Below are 18,982 nucleotides of genomic sequence, written 5' to 3' on the forward strand. Positions count from 1 at the left end.
CGATCAGTCGCGCCAGCCAGTCAGCGTCACAATCTCGAATATTTCGGTCACGCGCCCCTGATCATCGGCGGACGACAGAAATGCGGCCTCGGCGCGCTTTAGGCCTGCCCGGGTGATCGACGGGGCTCGGGAACGCAGCATGCTGGTCAGGCCCTGCCAGCGCAGATCTCGCACCAGATGGCGCAGCGACCGGTAACTGGCGCGAATGATATTGCTGTCGGCCACCTGCCGCGAAAATCCTGCCCGCTGCAACAATGCCGCCCCGGCGCGCGTGTCGATCTGCGGATGAATGCGAGCAGCCGGCCGATCCCCATCGGCCGCCATCATCGCCCCGCGCAGCGCCGGCAGCGATCCAACCCCTAGAAAACTCGCCATCAGCAGCCCGCCGGGTGACAGCGCATGCCGAGCATGGATCAGCGCCCCGGGCAGATCATTCACAGTGTCGAGCACCTGCAGGCTGACGATCAGATCGAAGGGCCCATCCGCCAGCGGGGCCTCCTCGTCAAAATCGCCAGGCTCTCGCTGAATGACGATTGCACCGGCTTGCGCCAGGGCAGGGGCCAGGACGCTGGCCCAATCGCCGATGACGAGTGCCCGCTGCGGTTCGAAGCGGATGAAACTCAGCCGGTCGAGCACGTCTTCGGCCATCGCTTCCAGCACGAACGGCGCGGCCTCAGGATTGCTCCGTGCGGCGGCAGCGCGCATCCGTGCGGCGGTACGGCGCGCCTGTGCGAAGATTTGTGGCGGGGAGGGGGGGGCTTGTGATGTCACCACGCACCCGTGCCGTGCTTGCCAGCGCGGCGCAAGCACGGCAGTTTGGCAATGTGATCAGCAGCTTCGATCCGACATCCGCCTTTCGCCCGCTGGTAGACCTGATCTACCCGCCACGCTGCCCGTCCTGCGGCGCAGGAATCGCCGCGCAGGACGGGCTCTGCGCGGTTTGCTGGTTGGCACTGATACAACCTGGCCAGCCATGGTGCAGCACCTGCCAGCGGCCACTTCCCTCGACAGCAGGGGCAGATGCGCAATGCGGCCCCTGCATGGCAGAACCGCCGCGCCATGCGGGCATCGCCGCCGCCACGCTCTACAATGACGCATCCAGGAAGCTGGTGATCGCATTCAAGCATGGCCGCCGCATCGCCATGGCGGCGATGCTGGCAAGGATGATGGCGGCCCGGCTGCCTGCGATGGACGGCGACTGGCTGATCGTGCCGGTGCCATTACACTGGCGTCGGCTGTGGCATCGGGGGTTCAACCAATCCGCTCTGCTGGCGCGGCAAATCGCGCGACTGAAGAGCCAGCGACTGCTGGTCGACGGACTGTTGCGCACCAGACCCACCCCCATGCTGGGCGGGTTGGGACGCAGCGCCCGCGCCCGGGCATTGTCGGGCGCCATCACGGTTAATCCGCGTCGTACTGCGTTTTTGCGTCAGGCCCGGATCCTGTTGGTGGATGATGTCCTGACCAGCGGAGCCACGACGACGGCCTGCGTTTCGGCATTGCGGCGGGCCGGTGCTGAACAAGTGGTAATCAGCTGTTTCGCACGCGTTCTAAGTGAAACAGAAAAGACCTGATGAAAATACGGACTACAAAGCAAAACGCCCGGGGAGCTACCCCGGGCGTTCGCGTGACGAAAATCGCTGGACCTGCCTGCTTCACCCCCCACGGATGCGGCGGTCCAAACCCTCATGTTGCAGGGCTGACCTTGTTCGGTTCAGTCCCGTGCTCCCCAATTCCTTGGCGCGTTACGGCGCTATCCGGTCGTGGTGGCAACCCGTCAAAGCTGCTGAGGCATTCATTCCATTCTTCCGCTGTTTGACAAAGCGGCATCGCGCTGCAGCAAGGATTTTGCGGCAAATATGTGGTTATCGTGCAACAAAATGGTATCGGCGCATACGATTGGTGGTTTCATATGACAGGATCAGACGATTTGCCCATGACGAGTGAAAGGAAGCAGCGGGAAGAGGGCAACCAATTCCTCCCCAAATTCGACACGACCGGCCTGATCACCGCGATCGCACAGGATTCGCGCAGTGGCGCCATCCTGATGGTCGCCTTCATGGATGCAGAGGCTTTGGCGCGCACCCGTGAAACCGGGCTGGCGCATTTCCATTCGCGCAGCCGTGGACGGCTGTGGATGAAGGGGGAAACATCCGGCCATGTGCTGAGGGTTGAGGCCATTCTGGTCGATTGCGATCAGGATGCGCTGGTGCTGCAGGTGGAGCCGGCGGGGCCGGCATGCCACACGGGCGCGGCGAATTGTTTTTATCGGCGCCTGGAAGGTGAAGAGCTGACTCGCATCGATTGAATTCGCCCGCTAGGCGCAGGTCATCATGCCAGTCTACACGCCCCCCGCTCGCGAAACCGCTTTCATCCTCAAAAAGGTTCTGAACATCCATCAACTGGCGGACGTTCCTTCCTTCGCCGCTGTGGACGAGGATCTGATCGATACCATCATCGACGAGGCCGGGCGGTTCTGCGCAGATATCATCTTCCCGCTCAACGCAGCGGGGGATCATACCGGGTGCACGCGTCACGCAGACGGCAGCGTGTCTACTCCGGCCGGCTATCCCGAAGCCTATGCCAGCTATGTTGAATCGGGCTGGGGCACGCTCGCCATGCCCGAAGAACTCGGCGGTCAGGGGCTGCCGCATATTCTGGCGACCGTGGTGGAAGAATATCTCAATTCCTCCTGCCATGCCTTCAACATGTACCCCGGCCTCACCCATGGTGCGGTGGCCGCGCTGGCCAGCACAGGCAGTGATGAACTGAAGGAACTTTATCTGCCGAAACTGGTGTCGGGCGAATGGCTGGGCACCATGGCTTTGACAGAGGCGCAGGCCGGCACCGATCTCGGCATGATCCGCACCCGGGCAGAACCGCGCGGCGATGGCAGCTTCACCATCAATGGCGAAAAGATCTTCTGTTCCGGCGGTGAGCAGGATCTGACCGAAAATATCGTCCACCTGGTGCTGGCCAAGCTGCCCGATGCCCCTGCCGGATCGCGGGGTATCTCGCTGTTCCTGGTGCCCAAGATCCTGCCCGATGGCACGCGCAATGCCGCCACCTGCGGCGCGATCGAACACAAGATGGGCGTACGCGGCAGCGCCACCTGCGTGATGAATTTCGACGATGCGCAGGGGTGGCTGTTGGGTGAAGAAAACAATGGGCTGGCCGCCATGTTCATCATGATGAACGCTGCGCGGCTTTCCTGCGGCAATCAGGGCCTGGCCCAGGCAGAACTCGCCTATCAGAACGCGGTCGCCTATGCGCTCGATCGGCGTCAGGGCCGCGCCATGGGCGCCCGCCCGGATGCCGCTGCCGTGGCCGATCCGATCATTGTCCATCCCGATGTCCGTCGCCTGCTGATGGATGCGCGCGGCTTTACCGAAGGCTTCCGTGCGCTGATCCTGTGGACGGCGCTGCAGATCGATCTGTCGCATGGGGCGGCCGATGCCGATGCCCGCCGCCTTGCCGATGAACTGGTCGGTTTCCTGACCCCGGTGCTCAAGGCCTATGGCACCGATCGCGGCTTCGAAACCGCCGTTGCCATGCAGCAGCTGTTCGGCGGCCATGGCTATATTGCCGAATGGGGTGTGGAACAGATCGTGCGCGATGCCCGGGTGGCCATGCTCTATGAAGGCGCCAATGGCGTTCAGGCGCTTGATCTGGTTGGCCGCAAGCTGGCCCGCGATGGCGGGCAGGTGGCGGAACGATTCCTGTCGATGATCACCGCCGATTGCGATGCAGCGGATGCCGAACTGCGCTTCATCACTGCCCCTCTGGCTGAATCGGTCGCGGAAATGCGTGAAGCGGGCAAGTGGCTGATATCCGCAGCGAAGAGCGATCCGGAAGCCATGGGCGCGGGCGCCTATGCTTATCTGCAAATGACCGGCATCGTTGCCATTGGCTGGATGTGGCTGCGGATCTCGATGGTCGCCCATAGCGACGCCGCCCATCCGTTCCACGCCGCGAAGCTAGTGACGGCTCGCAATTACGCCCTGCGCACGTTGCCCGAAACACTCGTGCTGCGTCGCCGGGTGGAAGCGGGCGGGGAAACGCTGATGGCGATCGATGCAGAGGCATTTCGCCGCGACTGACGCAAATTGGGGAGAGGGCGATATCGCCCTCTCACTCCGCCAGTCCGCGGATCAGACCAACCGGGTCATAAGTCGCGCGCAGGTCTGACAATCGCTCCCAGGCGGCCGTGTTGAAGCATTCTCGCAGGCGGTCGGGCGCGGCGTGCAGATCTGCCTCACCGACATATCGGCCGCACGCGAAAGGGGCCAGGGCAACATCGGCGCGCTGCACCCATTCGCAATGCCGCGCATCGTCCCTTTCGTCGTCCCACATCGCATAGATGCCGGCGGAAACGCCGCCACCCACGCTCAGCGCGGCCGTGCCCGGATCAGGCATGCGCGGTATCCGCCCATGCCCGCCCTGAACCACCAGATTGATGGATGATGGGGCGTCGGGAACAGCGGCCAGATCGCACACGGCCAGCAGGAGATCACCTAGCGGATGGTCGCTCCAGCATTGGTCTGCGGCCACGCGTTTGTTGCTCGGCATAACAGACAGGCGCGGCAAATCCATGAAATGACTTCGATGCTGTTTGCCGGCATGGATCATACTCGCGTCTGCGGGTGGCACAATAAAGTCGGCGACGGTGGCTCGCGCGTATTCGGCTGTGTCCGCAATCCCGATGGCGCGCAGACTGATGGCGGGCTTCCCGGTTTCGAAATCCGGCCCGATCATGCAGGTCAGTTCCAGACCGGGAGGCGCCGCAGCAATGGCCTGATCGAGCCAAGGCGCCACCTGCGATGCGGCGGACAGGCAGAATGTGCCGCTCCAGACATGAACATGCGCGGGCATTGGCTCGAGCCGCAGGTGATAGGCGACCACCACCGCGAAGAAGGCGCAACCGGCCCCTCTGACCGCCCACAAAATCTCCGGATGTTCGTGTTCGGTTACGTGCAACAAGCGCCCATCCGCCAGCACGACATCGGCCGCCTCGACATGCAGACAGGCTGGGCCCCAGGCACCGCTGTTCCAGCCCAATCCCCCGGCCAGCAGATAGCCGCCCAGAGCCACATCTTCGCAATGACCGATCGGAAAGGCCAACCCGTGATGGGCAAGTGCTGGCAGCAATCGGCCGCCGCGCACGCCTGGCCCTGCCACCGCACGCTGCGCCTGTCGGTTGACCGTGATGTCATTCATGCCGCCCAGATCAATCAGCAGGGTGTGGTTCTGCAAAGGAGCGGCGATGTAACTGTGCCCGCTGCCACGCAGCGACACACCCAGGCTCTGTTCACTGGCAAAGCGGAGAGTGGCGCCGACCTGGTCTGCCGATTGGCAACGGATCACCGCCGCTGGCTCTCTTGCCCGCGTGAGGCGGCTGTTCCAAGTCACCCGCTGACGAGCGTGGTCATAAGATGGTGAACCGCGCACCGCGATGGCCGAGACATGAGGATACAGGCGAGAAAAATCGGGCAGGGGCTGTGCGAGCATATGCCCGGTTAAGCGAATACCTCTTCAAACAGTTCCAGCATCGCGGCCCAGCTCTGCCGGTCTGCGCTGGCATCATAGCGGGTCGCCGGGTTTTCCGTGGGCGCGGGATTGGTGAAGCCGTGCTTCACTCCGCTGTAGGAATGGAAATGCCAGTCCGCCCCGGCTGCGTCCATTTCTTCCCAGAATGCGATCACCTGGCTGCGCGGCACCATCGGGTCCGCATCGCCATGGCAGATCAGCAGGCGGGCGGTGATCTGCCCAGGTTCAGCCGGCAGATCGGTGTTCAGCAATCCGTGAAAGCTGGCGACCGCAACAAAGGGTGCACCCTCGCGCGCCAGTTCCAGCACGGCCTGCCCACCCATGCAGAAACCGATGGCCGCCAGCGGGAGGCCGGCAGCTTCGGGCTGGCTGACCAACGCCCGCACAGCCGCGCGCAAACGCTTGCGATAGGTCGCCGGGTCGGGGCGAATTTCTGCCGCCGCGCTGCGGGAATCTTCAAAATCGCGCGGTGTGCGACCATAGAAATCGGCTACCAGCGCCAGATACCCCGCCTCTGCCAGCTTGCTGGCCTTGGCTTCCACTGCCGGCGTGCTGTTCATGATGGTGGGAAACACCAGCACGGCTGCGCGCGGCGTGCCCGCGGGTCGGGCCAGCAGGCCGGACAGCGCCACATCCCCATCCTGATAGGCGATCGTTTCGAAAGTCATGCGGATGTCCTTGGGTGGAAAGACATGCCCGGATGCGCCCGGGGGTCGGGGCACATCCGGGCTGATCAGCTTACTCAGCGGGCAGGAAATCCGGCACCGACAGATAGCGTTCACCGGTGTCGTAATTGAACCCGATCACGCGCGTGCCCGGCTCTGCACCGGTCAGCTTTTCGCGAATGGCGGCCAGCGTCGCGCCGCTGGAAATACCCACCAGCAGGCCTTCTTCACGCGCGCTGCGACGGGCCATTTCCTTGGCATCTTCCGGATCGACCTGGATTGCGCCGTCGATCGCCTGGGTGTGCAGATTGCCCGGAATGAAGCCGGCGCCAATGCCCTGGATCGGGTGCGGCCCGGGCTGGCCGCCCGAAATCACCGGCGACAGGGTCGGTTCGACAGCATAGGCGCGCAGTTCCGGCCAGGCCGCTTTCAGCACTTCGGCGGTGGCGGTCAGGTGTCCGCCGGTGCCGACCCCGGTGATCAGCAACTGCGGCGGGGCATCGGCGAAATCGCTCAGGATTTCCTGTGCCGTCGTGCGGGCGTGAACGGCCACATTTGCCGGATTTTCGAACTGCTGCGGCATCCAGGCGCCGGGCGTGTCGGCCACCAGCTCTGCGGCACGTTCCAGCGCGCCCTTCATGCCCTTTTCCTTCGGGGTCAGGTCAAAGCTGGCGCCATAGGCCAGCATCAGCCGCCGCCGTTCGACGGACATCGATTCGGGCATCACCAGAATCAGCCGGTATCCTTTGACCGCAGCCACCATGGCCAGGCCAATGCCGGTGTTGCCGCTGGTCGGTTCGATGATGGTGCCACCCGGCTTCAGCGCGCCACGGGCTTCGGCATCTTCGACCATGGCCAGCGCGATGCGATCCTTGATCGATCCGCCTGGGTTGGATCGTTCGCTCTTGATCCAGACCTCATGGTCGGGAAACAGGCGCGACAGGCGGATATGCGGGGTTCCGCCGATGGTTTGGAGGACGTTTTCTGCCTTCATGGCGCGGATTCCTTTTCAGTTTCCTCGTGCAGGTACTTCGGGGCGAAGGTCCTTGCTTTACGCAGCTCAGGAAAGATCCAGGCCCAAAGAGCGGTAACGACTATCGCACCGACGCCGCCGATGGCAACCGCCGCCGTCACGCCCATGATCCCGGCAAACAGACCGGCGCGCAATTCGCCCAGTTCGTTCGATGCAGAGATGGCCAGGCCTGAAATGGCGGATACCCGGCCACGTTTGGTGTCGGGCGTGTTGAGTTGCACCAGTGACTGGCGGATGAAGACGGAAATCATGTCGGCCGCGCCCAGCACGCCCAGCAGGGCCAGGGATAGCAGGAAATTGCGCGATACGGCAAAGGCGATGGTCGCCGCGCCGAAGGCAACAACCGCCCACAGCATCTTGACCCCGACACTGTTTTCGATCGGACGCCAGGAAAGCCAGAAGGCCACCAGCGCGGCACCGATCGCCGGCGCCCCGCGCATGATGCCCAGTCCTTCGGGGCCGACATGCAGAATATCGCGGGCAAATACCGGCAGCATCGCCGTCGCACCGCCCAGCATCACGGCAAACAGATCCAGCGTGATGCAACCCAGCAAGAAACGTTCCTTCCAGACGAACTGGAACCCTTCGGTGATCTGCTGCAGCGGCGCGATCTGTGGCCCTTCATGCCGTGCGCGAATGGGGGGCAGGGTGGAAACCAGAACGCCGGATGCCAGCAGCAAACCTGCGGAAACGAAATAGGGCAGCGATGCGTCCATTCCGAACAGGAAACCACCCACCGCCGGGCCCACGACTGATCCGCCCTGCCAGGCGATCGATCCCAGCGCGATCGCCTTGGGCAACAGGGCAGGGGGCACGATATTGGGGGCAATGGCCGACAGCGCCGGGCCATTGAACACCCGTGCGCCGCCATGGGCAGCCGCCAGCGTGAACAGCAATGGCAGGGTCAGCACATCGAACAGCGTCGCCAGCGCGAGCGCCAGCGCGATCAGACAATCCACGCTGTTGGCGAACAGCACTACGCGGCGCCGGTCGAACCGGTCGGCGACCATGCCTGCCACGGGTGTCAGGATGAACAGCGGCACGAATTGCGCCAGCCCCAGCAGGCCCAGCATGAAGGCGGCTGTGGAACGGTCCATGCCGTAATCGGCGCGCGCTACATCATATGTCTGGTAACCGACCAGCACCACCATCGCGATGGTGGCGAATACGGCAAGAAAGCGGGCGGCCCAGAAGCGGCGATATTCCGCGATCTGCAGCGGTGATTTGAGTTCAGTCACCAGCGCGCCATGGCAGGCGCAGATGCGGCTGCCAAGTGGCCAGAAATGTCAGTGGGTAAAGCGGCGGTTTGCAGCGATTCGGCAGGCAGGCAGCATTCAGCCGCCAGGCTCAGGCGCCGCGATGCCGCACGCGCGGGGCGGGCTTCAATTCGCGAATCAGCGCGTTGAAATCATCCAGCCGGATGACCCGTTCGAACTGCATGCCGGCGCGTTCACCCGATACCCACATGCAATAGGATTCGATCCGCCCCACGATGGGCAGGCGGAACATCACCCGGTCCCCGCGTTCGAGCGGGGGCGATCGGTCCAGCATGAAGCCATGCGCCGAAATATTGGCGATATGCAAAGGGATATCGCCGCGATTGCGGTGCTCCGCAATCACGGACAGATCCAGCGGATGCCGCGCCGACTGGCGCAAGTCCGTTACCGAGAGCTGGGCGCCGCCCGCCATTCGATTCTGTCCTTCCTTTGCCATCGAGAGCAGACCTTATGGCATGCAATGCTGGACAAAGGGTAAAGGATCAAAGGAACCCGAATGATCAGATCCCTCTGAGAATGCCGTGCTTTTTTTTGCCCAGGCTCAGCTTTGCCTCGGCTCCGGGGGCCAGCTGGATCAGATATCCGGGATCTTCCTGCGTCTGATCATCGATGCGCACCGCGCCTTCGGCAATCTTGCGCTTGGCTTCGCCATTGGACGCGGCAAAGCCGATGTCCGCACATGCCGCAGCCAGGCGGATACCGTCGGCTGCAACCTCCAGCACCGGCAGATCGCCACCCAATGTGCCGCCGGCAAAGGTCGCCACAGCGGTTGCTGCCGCAGCCGTTGCCGCATCGGCGCCCCGGCACAGCGCCGTCGCTTCATTGGCCAGGATGATCTTCGCTTCGTTGATGTCTGCGCCCTGCAGCGCGGCCAGACGGCGAACTTCATCCATCGGCAGATCGGTGAACAGGCGCAGCCGGTCATAGACATCGGCATCGGCGGTGTTGCGCCAGAACTGCCAGTAATCATAGCCCGGCAACTGATCTTCGTTCAGCCACACAGCGCCGCCAACGGTCTTGCCCATCTTGGTGCCATCGGCATTGGTCAGCAGCGGGGTGGTCAGGCCGAACACCTGTGTGCCATCGACCCGGCGGGCCAGTTCCACGCCGTTGACGATATTGCCCCACTGGTCCGATCCGCCCATCTGCAGGCGGCACCTCACGCGGCGGGACAGTTCCAGGAAGTCATAGGCCTGGAGAATCATGTAGTTGAATTCAAGGAAGCTGAGCGACTGTTCGCGATCGAGCCGCATCTTCACCGAATCGAAGCTGAGCATCCGGTTGATCGAAAAATGCTGCCCGATGTCGCGCAGGAACGGGATGTATTCCAGCTTGTCGAGCCATTCGGCATTGTCGATCATCACAGCATCGCTGGGCCCGTCGCCAAACGTCAGGAAACGTTCGAAGACGCGGCGGATGGAAGCGACATTGTCCGCGATCACATCGGTGGTCAGCAGCTTGCGTGCTTCATCCTTGAAACTGGGATCGCCGATCTTGCCCGTGCCGCCGCCCATGATGACGATCGGCTTGTGGCCCGCACGCTGCAGCTGGCGCAGCATCATGATCGAAACCAGATGGCCGACATGCAGCGATGGCGCGGTCGGATCGAAGCCGATATAGCCGGGCACGATCTCCTTGCCAGCCAGCGTATCGAGCCCTTCGGCATCGGTCAGCTGATGGATATAGCCCCGCTCGTCGAGCAGGCGGAGGAGGTCGGACTGGTACTGGCTCATGGCGCTCTCTCTGCTTGGAGGGGGGGCGCGTAGCATGCAAGGGACAACATGCAAACGTATCAGCTGCAGTCGCATCCCGGCTTTCCGCCGGCGGCGATAAAAACGATCGAAGCGCGGATTATCGGCGCCGATGCCGATTGGCTGCGGGTGCGCTGGCGCATTGAAGGCAGCGATCGCCTGGTCGTGCCACCCTTTGGCGGCAAGGGGCGGGCCGATGGCCTGTGGCAGACGACCTGTTTCGAACTCTTCCTCCGCCCGGAAGGCGGTGGCGGCTATTGCGAATTCAACCTGTCGCCTTCGGAACGCTGGAACATCTACGATCTGGATGGCTACCGCGCGGGCCTGCGTGAAAGGCCGGCGCCGCGTGAACCGCAATGCTCGATGCGCCTGGGCAGCAGCTTCGCCATTTTCGATGCGGCCATTCCGATGGCGGCGGTTCCATCCGGCATATCCGCGATGGGCCTGTGCGCCGTGATGGAGGAACGGGGTGGGGTGAAGTCCTATTGGGCGCTGCAGCACCCGCAGGCCGAACCCGATTTCCACGACCCGGCTTGCTTCGCTGCCCAGCTTGCGCCACCCGCCTGATACTGGACGCACGCCTGCATAATGAAAGACCACGCATGAAATTCGGAATCGACCGCCTGCTGGAAGAACGGGGTCTACAGGCGGAACTCGCCGGCCGGCGCGTGGCCCTGATCGCCCACCCTGCCTCGGTAACGGCCGATCTCACCCACTCGCTGGACGCGCTGATCGCTGCCGGGGTGCAGGTAACATCCGCCTTCGGTCCGCAGCATGGGTTGAAGGGCGACAAGCAGGACAACATGGTCGAAACGGCGGACGAGATCGATCCGCACTACAATATCCCGGTCTTCAGCCTTTATGGCGAAGTGCGCCGGCCGACGGCAGACATGATGGCCAGCGCCGATGTCTTCCTGTTCGATCTGCAGGATCTTGGCTGCCGCATCTACACCTTCTGCACCACGCTGCTCTATCTGCTCGAAGAGGCGGCGCAGCAGGGCAAGAGTGTTTGGGTGCTCGATCGCCCCAATCCTGCCGGCCGCCCGGTGGAAGGCACGCTGCTGCTGCCGGGTCAGGAAAGCTTTGTCGGGGCCGGACCGATGCCGATGCGCCATGGGCTGACCATGGGCGAAATGGGCCACTGGTTCATCCACCACTTCGGGCTGGATGTCGATTACCGCGTGGTGACGATGGAAGGCTGGGATCCTGCCGCAGGCGAAGGGGTGGGGGCAGGGCACGGCTGGCCGTCCAGCCGGATCTGGATCAACCCCAGCCCCAATGCCGCCAATCTCAACATGGCGCGCGCCTATGCAGGCACTGTCATGCTGGAAGGTACCACGCTCAGCGAAGGGCGCGGCACCACCCGCCCGCTGGAGGTGCTGTTCGGCGCGCCCGATATCGACGCCCTGGCCGTGCTGGCAGACATGCGGGCCTTCGCTCCGCAATGGCTGGAAGGTTGTGCCATTCGTGACTGCTGGTTCAGCCCGACCTTCCACAAGCATGCCGGTCTGCTGTGCCACGGGTTGATGATCCACGCGGAAGGAGCGTTTTACGATCACGCAGCCTTCCAGCCCTGGCGGCTGCAGGCGCTCGCCTTCAAGGCGATCCGGCGGCTCTATCCCGATTATCCGATCTGGCGCGATTTCCCGTATGAGTATGAATTTGCTCGCCTGGCGATCGATGTGATCAACGGCGGGCCAGCTCTGCGCGAATGGGTCGACAATCCCGATGCCCTGCCGGCCGATCTGGATCGTATCGCGGCCGCTGATGAAGCGAACTGGCGGGCGCAGATTGCACCGCTGCTGCTTTATCCGCAGGGATGAGCCATTCCGGGGCCCCTCGTTAACATCTTCTTCGGGCGCAGCTGATACCCGGGATCCATGGGCCAGGAACTCAGGATCGAAACCGTGGGCGCTACGACTGCCTGCAATCTGTGCGGTTCGCATGAACGCGAACATTTGTTCCGCAAATTCGGCTACGACCTTGTGCGTTGTCGTGGGTGCGAACTGGTGTTCGTCGGCAATCCGCCCAGCGCCGCAGAGGTGACCGGCTTCTATACGGCAGAGGCGGATTATCACCGTGAGCTGCTCGATCCGGCTGATCCTGCCTTCACCCGCATGCGCGGCATTGCCCAGCAGCATATCAGCTTCCTGCGCCGCAGCATTTTCCAGCCCAAGGGGCTGAAGCTGCTCGACATAGGCTGTTCCAGCGGGCTCTTCCTCGATGAAGCACGCAAGGAAGGTTTTGATGTCTATGGCGCGGAACTCTCGCCTGATACTGCCGCCTTTGCGCGGCAACACTTCGGACTGAATGTTCATCCAGGTGACTGGCGTGATGCTGGTTACACAGATGGCAGCTTCGATGTGATCACCCTGTTCGATGTGATCGAACACCTGACCGATCCGCAAGCAGAGCTGGTGGCGATCAAGCGCCTGTTGAAGCCGGGCGGGCTGCTGTTGCAATCTACGCCCAATATCGATGGGCTGTTTCCTCGGCTATCCTATCTGTTGGCCAATCGATTGGATTATTGGCCGCATCCCGAACCGCCGCATCACCTCTATCAGTTTTCGACCAAGACGCTGTCGGCCATGACGGAAAATGCAGGCTATCAGGTGACCCGTGCGGATCAGACCCGCATCCATCTCGGCTACAGCTTTGGCACGCCGGCCAATTGGAAGATCAGCCGCAAGCTGCTGCCCTATGCCGTGCTGTTTGCGCCTACTTCAATCGTCGGGCCGTGGATCGGGAAGGGTGACTGGCTCTACCTGGCGGCACGTGTCCCGGGCTAAGACGGAGTTTTGCTGCGCAGCAACTGTTCCTACGCGTAACTTGGGGTCATCAAGTTACGCGGCCCTCAATTGCCAATAGATCTGCTTGTTGGCGGATTTGGGCAGGCGTATGAGGACGTTTCCGTAATTTCGCGGATTCGTTTCCGGGGGGCATTTCATGAACTTGAAAAAGATTTCTGTCGCCGCGTCCGTTCTGGCTGCTTTCTTTGTTGCAACGCCGGCCATGGCGGCATGCAATGATGGAAAAGATCGCCGCGTGACAATCATTAACGATACCAGCTTCACTATCATGTACCTGTACGGGTCCAATGTCGGTGAAGATGACTGGCAGGAAGACGTGCTGGGCGACGATGTCGTTCAGCCAGGCGGCAAGGTTACTGTCAATTTCGATGACGGCACCTGCTATTGCTATTTCGATTTCAAGGCCGTGTTTGACGACGAAAGCGAAACGATCCGCAATCGTTACAATGTGTGCACCGAATCGAGCTGGCGCATCTACGAATAATGCTCAGCGGGTTGGTGGCTGGGGTCGATGCACCGCAGCCACCAGCACGAATGAAATATACATCAGCAAATACCAGGCACCGAGCTTGGCCGGCGATACCATTGCCCAGCCTTCTTCCTGATCGGGATAGGTCCAGCCGCGGGCGAAGGTGCCGAGATTTTCGGCAAACCAGATAAACAGCGCCACCAGAAACCATCCCAGCAGCAGCGGCATCCACCGCCGTTCGCGCCATACGGTGAAATAGATCCGCGTGCGCCAGAACAGCAGTCCCATCACCGCAAACAACAGATAGCGGATGTCGGGCAACCAGTGATGGGCGAAGAAATTGATATAGATCGCCGCCGCCAGCAGCACAGTCCACCATTTCGGCGGATAGGGTTCGAAGCGGAAATCAAAAATGCGCCAGATGCGGGCGATATAGCTACCCACCGCTGCATACATGAAACCGGAAAACAGCGGCACGTCCGCGATCCGCAGCAGCGATGCCTCGGGGTAGATCCATGATCCGGCGCTGGTTTTGAACAGTTCCATCACCGTGCCCACTACATGGAACACCAGGATGACCTTCACCTCTTCCCAGGTTTCCAGCCGCAGGGCGATCATGCCGATCTGGATGGTCAGCGCCGCCAGGGTCAGGAAATCATAACGCGCCAGCGTAACATCTTCGGGATAAAACAGATGGGTGCCGATCAGCAGCGCCAGCATCAACCCGCCAAACAGGCAGGCCCAACCCTGCTTGAAACCGAACAGGGCGAATTCATAGATCCAGCTGGCCGGGCCGGGCGGCGGCGCAAAGCCTTCCAGTCGCGCACGGATCGCCGCAAACCGGGTATGTTCGTTCCGCTCAGCGGGCGCCATCTGCCGCGCCGTTCTGGAGCAGCATCAACCGGCGGGCCAGCTGTTCGAACACCGGCTGATCCAGCCCTGCGGCGGGATTGTTCCAGCTGGCAGACAGCGTCCACCAGGCTCCGCCCTTGTCGCGCAGCAACCAGCTGAGATTCAGCACGCCGGGCTCCGATCCGCCCTTGTACCCGATATAGTTCCAACGATCGCCCGGCAGCGGCGTCATCCCGGGATTAACCGCCAGAATGGCCAGCGCCGTGGCATCGTTCTGGTCGATCAGCTGGCCGAAAATCGCCGCAACATCGCGGGCCGAGGCAAACCATTCGACATTCAAGGCCCGTGGCCCATTGGCAAAGGCCCGCTCGATCGCATCGGTGGAAAGCGGCTCATCCGCGATCTTCGCCAGCATGCCGCGCCGCTCCGCTTCGCCTGCTGCACCATAGGCCGCCAGCCTGCCGTCCGATCCGGCCTTCAGCGCGAACATGTCCCGCGTTGTCATGAAGGGGCGATTGGCTGCCGCATGGGCACTGCCTGACCGGGCCACCTCGGCCTCAACCGCCTCACGCCCGAGCAGATGGATCAACTGATCGGTGGCGCTGTTGTCGCTGATCGAAATCATCAACGTAGCCAATGTATGAAGTGTCATTGGTGCGCCATCGGGCCAGTCCTGGATCATCCCGCTCGGCAGCGATTTGTGATCCAGCGGCACCACCTCATCCCAACGATGTCGTCCTTCGGCGATCGACCGGACCAGCGCGGAAAGGACATACAGCTTGAATGTCGATCCCACGGCAAAAGGCTGCTTATCCTGGATCGCCAGCAAGGGGCGTCCCCCGTTCATCGGTCCGAAATACACCCCGACATCGCCGGGCAGGGCGTGCAGTTCGGCCGTGACGGCGACCAAGCTGTCGTTCTGCGGCGTGAATTCCGTGATCCGGAAACCGGCAACCCGGTATGGTGCCTGGCTTTCCAGCTGGAACATGCCATTGCCCAGGGCCTTTTCAAACCGAAGAACGATCTTTGCCGCTCCCGGTCCGCCATCGGCTTCGGCCCGTTCAACGGCCTGCAGCCGACCGGCGCCCGCTTCCATCTGTTCGGCAAAAACGCGCAGCTGGGCCGGGGTGATCGCCGTGACGAAATCGGGGGTGAAAACATCCTCGGCCGGTTTGCGTTGTTGCAGCACGGCGAGAATATCCTCTGCCCGCTGACGGATCCGCGCCTCTTCGCTTTGTGCCATGGCTATCCCGGGTAGTGTGGCGGCTGCCAACGCCGCTATCGCTGTGCCGATCCGATGCAACATGGCAGCTATCCGTCGCGTCAGGCGTCGATCAGATCGCGATCCACTTCGCCGGCGCGGTTCTGGATAAAATTGAACCGGTGTTCCGGATTGCGCCCCATCAGCTGATCGACCAGTTCCTTCACCGCAAACCGCTTCTCATGTTCGGCGGGCAGGGTGATCCGCGTCAGCCGGCGCGTGGCCGGGTTCATCGTGGTTTCGCGCAATTCCTGCGGGTTCATTTCGCCCAGGCCCTTGAAGCGCGATACCTCGACCTTGCGGCCCTTGAATACTGTCGCCTCCAGCTCCGCGCGATGGGCATCGTCGCGGGCATAGCGGCTCTCTTTGCCGGCGACGAGGCGATAGAGCGGCGGCTGCGCCAGGAACAGATGTTCGCGCTTCACCAGCTCCGCCATTTCCTGGAAGAAAAATGTCATCAGCAGCGTGGCAATATGCGCGCCATCGACATCGGCATCGGTCATGATGATCACGCGATCATATCGCAGTTGATCGGGGTCGCAATCCTTGCGGGTACCGCAGCCCAGCGCCAGGCCCAGATCGGCAATTTCGCTGTTGGCGCGAATCTTGTCCGCCGTTGCGCTGGCGACATTCAGGATCTTGCCGCGGATCGGCAGGATCGCCTGGGTCTTGCGGTCGCGCGCCTGTTTGGCGCTGCCACCGGCGCTGTCACCTTCGACGATGAACAGCTCGGTCTCGCCATTTCCCTCGCCCGAGCAATCGGTCAACTTGCCCGGCAGGCGCAGCTTCTTGGCATTGGTGGCGGTCTTGCGTTTGACCTCGCGTTCGGCCTTGCGGCGCAGGCGCTCGTCCATCCGCTCCATCACCGATCCGAGCAGGGCGCGGCCGCGCTCCATATTGTCGGTCAGAAAGTGGTCGAAGTGATCGCGCACCGCATTTTCCACCAACCGCGCGGCTTCGGGGCTGGTCAGGCGGTCCTTGGTCTGGCTCTGGAATTGCGGTTCGCGGATGAAGACCGACAGCATGATTTCCGATCCGGTGACGATGTCGTCAGCGGAAATATCCTTGGCCTTCTTTTGCCCGGTCAATTCGCCAAATGCGCGAATGCCCTTGGCCAGCGCTGCACGCAGGCCCTGTTCATGCGTTCCGCCATCGGGCGTCGGCACGGTGTTGCAGTACCAACTGGTGGCGCCGTCGGACCACAACGGCCAGGCCACCGCCCATTCCACACGGCCCTGTTCGTCGGGGAAATCCTGCTTGCCGGCGAAGAAGTCGCTGGTCACGCATTCGCGGTCGGCCACCTGTTCGCGCAGATGATCGGCCAGTCCGCCGGGGAACTGGAACACCGCTTCCTGGGGCACATCCTCCGTCGCTAGCGACGGGGCGCATTTCCAGCGAATCTCGACACCGGCGTAAAGATAGGCCTTGGACCGGGCGAGGCGAAACAGGCGTGCGGGCTTGAAGCTGCGATCACCGAAGATTTCGGGATCGGGAATGAAGCTGACGCTGGTTCCCCGCCGGTTCGGCGCTGCGCCAATCCGCGCAATCGGGCCGAGCGGCACGCCTTGCGAGAACTCCTGCGCAAACACTTCCTTGTTGCGCGCCACTTCCACCCGGGTGCTGACGGACAGGGCGTTGACCACGCTGACGCCCACACCGTGCAACCCGCCGCTGGTGGCATAGGCCTTACCGGAAAACTTGCCGCCTGAATGCAGGGTGGTGAGGATCACCTCCAGCGTGGATTTGCCGGGAAACTTGGGATGTTCATCGATAGGCATGCCGCGGCCATTGTCTATGATGGTCAGGCGGTTGCCTTCATCCAGGATCACTTCGATCCGGCTGGCATGGCCGGCCACGGCCTCGTCCATGGAATTGTCGAGCACTTCGGCGGCCAGATGATGGTACGCCCGCTCGTCCGTGCCGCCGATATACATGCCCGGACGCCGGCGGACCGGCTCCAGCCCTTCGAGGACCTCGATGGCGGAAGCATCATAGTCGCCATCGCCAGCCGGCAGCTTGTCGAACAGATCATCGGACATCGTGCAGCTATAGGCGGCGGTGCCCGGCAGATTCAAGCGATCCGGCGGCGTTTATCCGCCGAGATCGCCCAAGGTGAGATCAATCGAACTGCGTCGGTGCCCCATCCACCACGCTGATCGCACCATTGCCAACCCGGCGCACCTCCATCGCGCGTTCGGCAATACCGCTGCGCAGGAAACGGAACGGCCCGTCGATGCCCAGGAAGCCTTCAGGCGCGAGCATGCGGCGAACCGGCAGAGTGGTGCCCGTCTGCCATTCGCGGGCAATCCGCAGGGTCAGCAGCACGGAATCATATCCCAGCGTGGCGATCCGGTGCGGCTGTTCGCCGAACCGGGTGCGATAGCTGGTCACGAACTGGCGGTAACGATTGTCCGATACGGCAGAAAACAGCGCACCGCGCATCGCGGGCGAAGCGGCCACGGTGGCATCACCATTCAGCAGCTCGGTCCCCAGAATCACCGGAACCGTATCAGCCGGCTTCTTCAGCGCGCCGGCGGCGCGGATCGTGTGGTTGGCGCCATCGGCAATCAGCACTGCATCATAGCCTCCGCGTGCCTTCAGCCGATTGGCCGCGCTCACGACGGAGGTGTTGTTGCGATCATAGCGTTCGACGGCAATCAGAGTACCCTGGATGCTCATGACCGCGCCTTCTAGCGCGTTGGCTGTCCGGTCGCCGTAATCGCCATTCGGAACCAGCGCCGCGAAGCGCCGTACACCTTGCATGGCGACATATTCGATCGAACGTTCGATCGACTGCTCGGGCACATGGCCCATCACGAACACGTCGGGCTGCGCCACCGACGTGTCGTTGGAAAAGGTGATCAGCGGAACATTAGCCGGTCGCGCTTGCGCCAGCACCGATGTCACTTCGCTGGCCATCAGCGGCCCCAGGATCAGCTTGTTGCCGTCAGCGATTGCGCTGGAGGTGGCAGATCCGACCCCAGCAGCAGTGTCATAGGTCGTAATGCGGAGGTTTTCGGCATTGGTGTCGAGGAGAGCCATGGTGGTGGCATTTGCGATGGAGCGCCCGACTTCGGCATTCTCGCCCGACAGCGGTACCAGCAGCGCGATCCGGTGGCGTGCAGTATCTGTCGGCAACGCCGTATCGCTGGGTTCGACCGGTTTGGTCGGTTCCGGAGTCGTCGGGCCAGGGCGGCCACCATCGGGCACCACCTGACAGGCTGCGAGGCCTATTGTCAGCAAAACGGCGGCGGCTTTGCGCCTGATTGATCCGAACATGCTTGCCGCTCCCGTCGTGTCTGGTCCACAAGGCTTGG

The 18,982-nt window shown here is 62.6% G+C and carries 18 protein-coding genes and 1 pseudogene; 8 read left to right on the forward strand and 11 right to left on the reverse strand.

What is annotated here, in order from left to right; all coding sequences use genetic code 11:
* Positions 1-3: 3 nt before the first annotated feature.
* Positions 4-771 carry a methyltransferase domain-containing protein gene (locus GRI97_RS13365; RefSeq protein WP_328598553.1) on the reverse strand — a complete coding sequence of 256 codons (768 nt, stop codon included), beginning with the start codon at positions 769-771 and terminating at the stop codon, positions 4-6.
* On the opposite strand from GRI97_RS13365, the pseudogene GRI97_RS18925 reads away from it, so the two are divergent.
* From GRI97_RS18925 to GRI97_RS13380, 4 genes and pseudogenes are all read left to right on the forward strand, one after another.
* A pseudogene (locus GRI97_RS18925) lies at positions 765-1,031 on the forward strand (double zinc ribbon domain-containing protein); the annotation flags it as partial. The gene GRI97_RS13365 and the pseudogene GRI97_RS18925 sit on opposite strands and share 7 nt — an antisense overlap.
* 9 nt (positions 1,032-1,040) lie before the next feature.
* The gene (locus GRI97_RS13370) at positions 1,041-1,574 is read left to right on the forward strand and encodes a ComF family protein (RefSeq protein ID WP_328598562.1); all 534 of its coding nucleotides are present in this window, start codon (positions 1,041-1,043) and stop codon (positions 1,572-1,574) included.
* 362 nt (positions 1,575-1,936) lie between these two features.
* Entirely contained in the window at positions 1,937-2,308 is a 372-nt protein-coding gene (gene hisI / locus GRI97_RS13375; protein WP_161391655.1) for a phosphoribosyl-AMP cyclohydrolase, read from the forward strand.
* Positions 2,309-2,333: 25 nt separating this feature from the next.
* A complete protein-coding gene (locus tag GRI97_RS13380) occupies positions 2,334-4,100 on the forward strand; it encodes an acyl-CoA dehydrogenase C-terminal domain-containing protein (protein ID WP_161391656.1) in 1,767 nt (588 codons plus the stop codon).
* Positions 4,101-4,131: 31 nt separating this feature from the next.
* Here the strand turns inward: GRI97_RS13380 and GRI97_RS13385 are convergent, their stop codons facing one another.
* The 6 genes from GRI97_RS13385 to tyrS all read right to left on the reverse strand — a co-directional run bounded on the left by GRI97_RS13385 (position 4,132) and on the right by tyrS (position 10,255).
* Positions 4,132-5,364 (reverse strand): FAD-binding oxidoreductase, encoded by a 1,233-nt coding sequence (locus tag GRI97_RS13385; protein WP_161391657.1) that lies wholly within the window; start codon positions 5,362-5,364, stop codon positions 4,132-4,134.
* A gap of 152 nt (positions 5,365-5,516) precedes the next feature.
* Positions 5,517-6,215: a dienelactone hydrolase family protein gene (locus GRI97_RS13390; RefSeq protein ID WP_161391658.1), complete on the reverse strand. Its 699-nt coding sequence runs from the start codon at positions 6,213-6,215 to the stop codon at positions 5,517-5,519.
* A gap of 70 nt (positions 6,216-6,285) precedes the next feature.
* Complete coding sequence (gene cysK, locus GRI97_RS13395) at positions 6,286-7,206, reverse strand: cysteine synthase A (protein ID WP_161391659.1); 921 nt, start codon at positions 7,204-7,206, stop codon at positions 6,286-6,288.
* Positions 7,203-8,483 carry an MFS transporter gene (locus tag GRI97_RS13400; RefSeq protein WP_161391660.1) on the reverse strand — a complete coding sequence of 427 codons (1,281 nt, stop codon included), beginning with the start codon at positions 8,481-8,483 and terminating at the stop codon, positions 7,203-7,205. The genes cysK and GRI97_RS13400 overlap by 4 nt, the downstream gene beginning before the upstream one ends.
* A gap of 109 nt (positions 8,484-8,592) precedes the next feature.
* A complete protein-coding gene (locus GRI97_RS13405; protein ID WP_161391661.1) occupies positions 8,593-8,934 on the reverse strand; it encodes a PilZ domain-containing protein in 342 nt (113 codons plus the stop codon).
* 88 nt (positions 8,935-9,022) lie between these two features.
* Positions 9,023-10,255 (reverse strand): tyrosine--tRNA ligase, encoded by a 1,233-nt coding sequence (gene tyrS, locus GRI97_RS13410; RefSeq protein WP_161391662.1) that lies wholly within the window; start codon positions 10,253-10,255, stop codon positions 9,023-9,025.
* 48 nt (positions 10,256-10,303) lie between these two features.
* Here tyrS and GRI97_RS13415 point away from each other — a divergent pair, with 48 nt between their 5' ends.
* The 4 genes from GRI97_RS13415 (at position 10,304) to GRI97_RS13430 (ending at position 13,567) form a co-directional block, all read left to right on the forward strand.
* Positions 10,304-10,840 carry a DOMON-like domain-containing protein gene (locus GRI97_RS13415; protein ID WP_161391663.1) on the forward strand — a complete coding sequence of 179 codons (537 nt, stop codon included), beginning with the start codon at positions 10,304-10,306 and terminating at the stop codon, positions 10,838-10,840.
* Positions 10,841-10,875: 35 nt separating this feature from the next.
* A complete protein-coding gene (locus GRI97_RS13420) occupies positions 10,876-12,096 on the forward strand; it encodes an exo-beta-N-acetylmuramidase NamZ family protein (RefSeq protein ID WP_161391664.1) in 1,221 nt (406 codons plus the stop codon).
* A 57-nt stretch (positions 12,097-12,153) separates the two neighbouring features.
* Complete coding sequence (locus GRI97_RS13425; protein WP_235917791.1) at positions 12,154-13,062, forward strand: class I SAM-dependent methyltransferase; 909 nt, start codon at positions 12,154-12,156, stop codon at positions 13,060-13,062.
* Positions 13,063-13,318: 256 nt separating this feature from the next.
* The gene (locus tag GRI97_RS13430; protein WP_202392733.1) at positions 13,319-13,567 is read left to right on the forward strand and encodes a hypothetical protein; all 249 of its coding nucleotides are present in this window, start codon (positions 13,319-13,321) and stop codon (positions 13,565-13,567) included.
* 3 nt (positions 13,568-13,570) lie between these two features.
* Here the strand turns inward: GRI97_RS13430 and GRI97_RS13435 are convergent, their stop codons facing one another.
* From GRI97_RS13435 to GRI97_RS13450, 4 genes are all read right to left on the reverse strand, one after another.
* Entirely contained in the window at positions 13,571-14,425 is an 855-nt protein-coding gene (locus GRI97_RS13435; protein WP_161391667.1) for a DUF817 domain-containing protein, read from the reverse strand.
* Positions 14,412-15,647: a serine hydrolase gene (locus GRI97_RS13440; protein ID WP_161391668.1), complete on the reverse strand. Its 1,236-nt coding sequence runs from the start codon at positions 15,645-15,647 to the stop codon at positions 14,412-14,414. The genes GRI97_RS13435 and GRI97_RS13440 overlap by 14 nt, the downstream gene beginning before the upstream one ends.
* Positions 15,648-15,727: 80 nt before the next feature.
* Positions 15,728-17,704 (reverse strand): DNA topoisomerase IV subunit B, encoded by a 1,977-nt coding sequence (gene parE, locus GRI97_RS13445; RefSeq protein ID WP_161391669.1) that lies wholly within the window; start codon positions 17,702-17,704, stop codon positions 15,728-15,730.
* A gap of 79 nt (positions 17,705-17,783) precedes the next feature.
* Positions 17,784-18,944, reverse strand: coding sequence for a penicillin-binding protein activator (locus tag GRI97_RS13450; protein WP_161391670.1), 1,161 nt, complete (start codon positions 18,942-18,944; stop codon positions 17,784-17,786).
* Positions 18,945-18,982 lie beyond the last annotated feature (38 nt).

The sequence above is a fragment of the Croceibacterium xixiisoli genome (genome assembly GCF_009827305.1).
Taxonomy (GTDB): Bacteria; Pseudomonadota; Alphaproteobacteria; order Sphingomonadales; family Sphingomonadaceae; genus Croceibacterium_C; species Croceibacterium_C xixiisoli.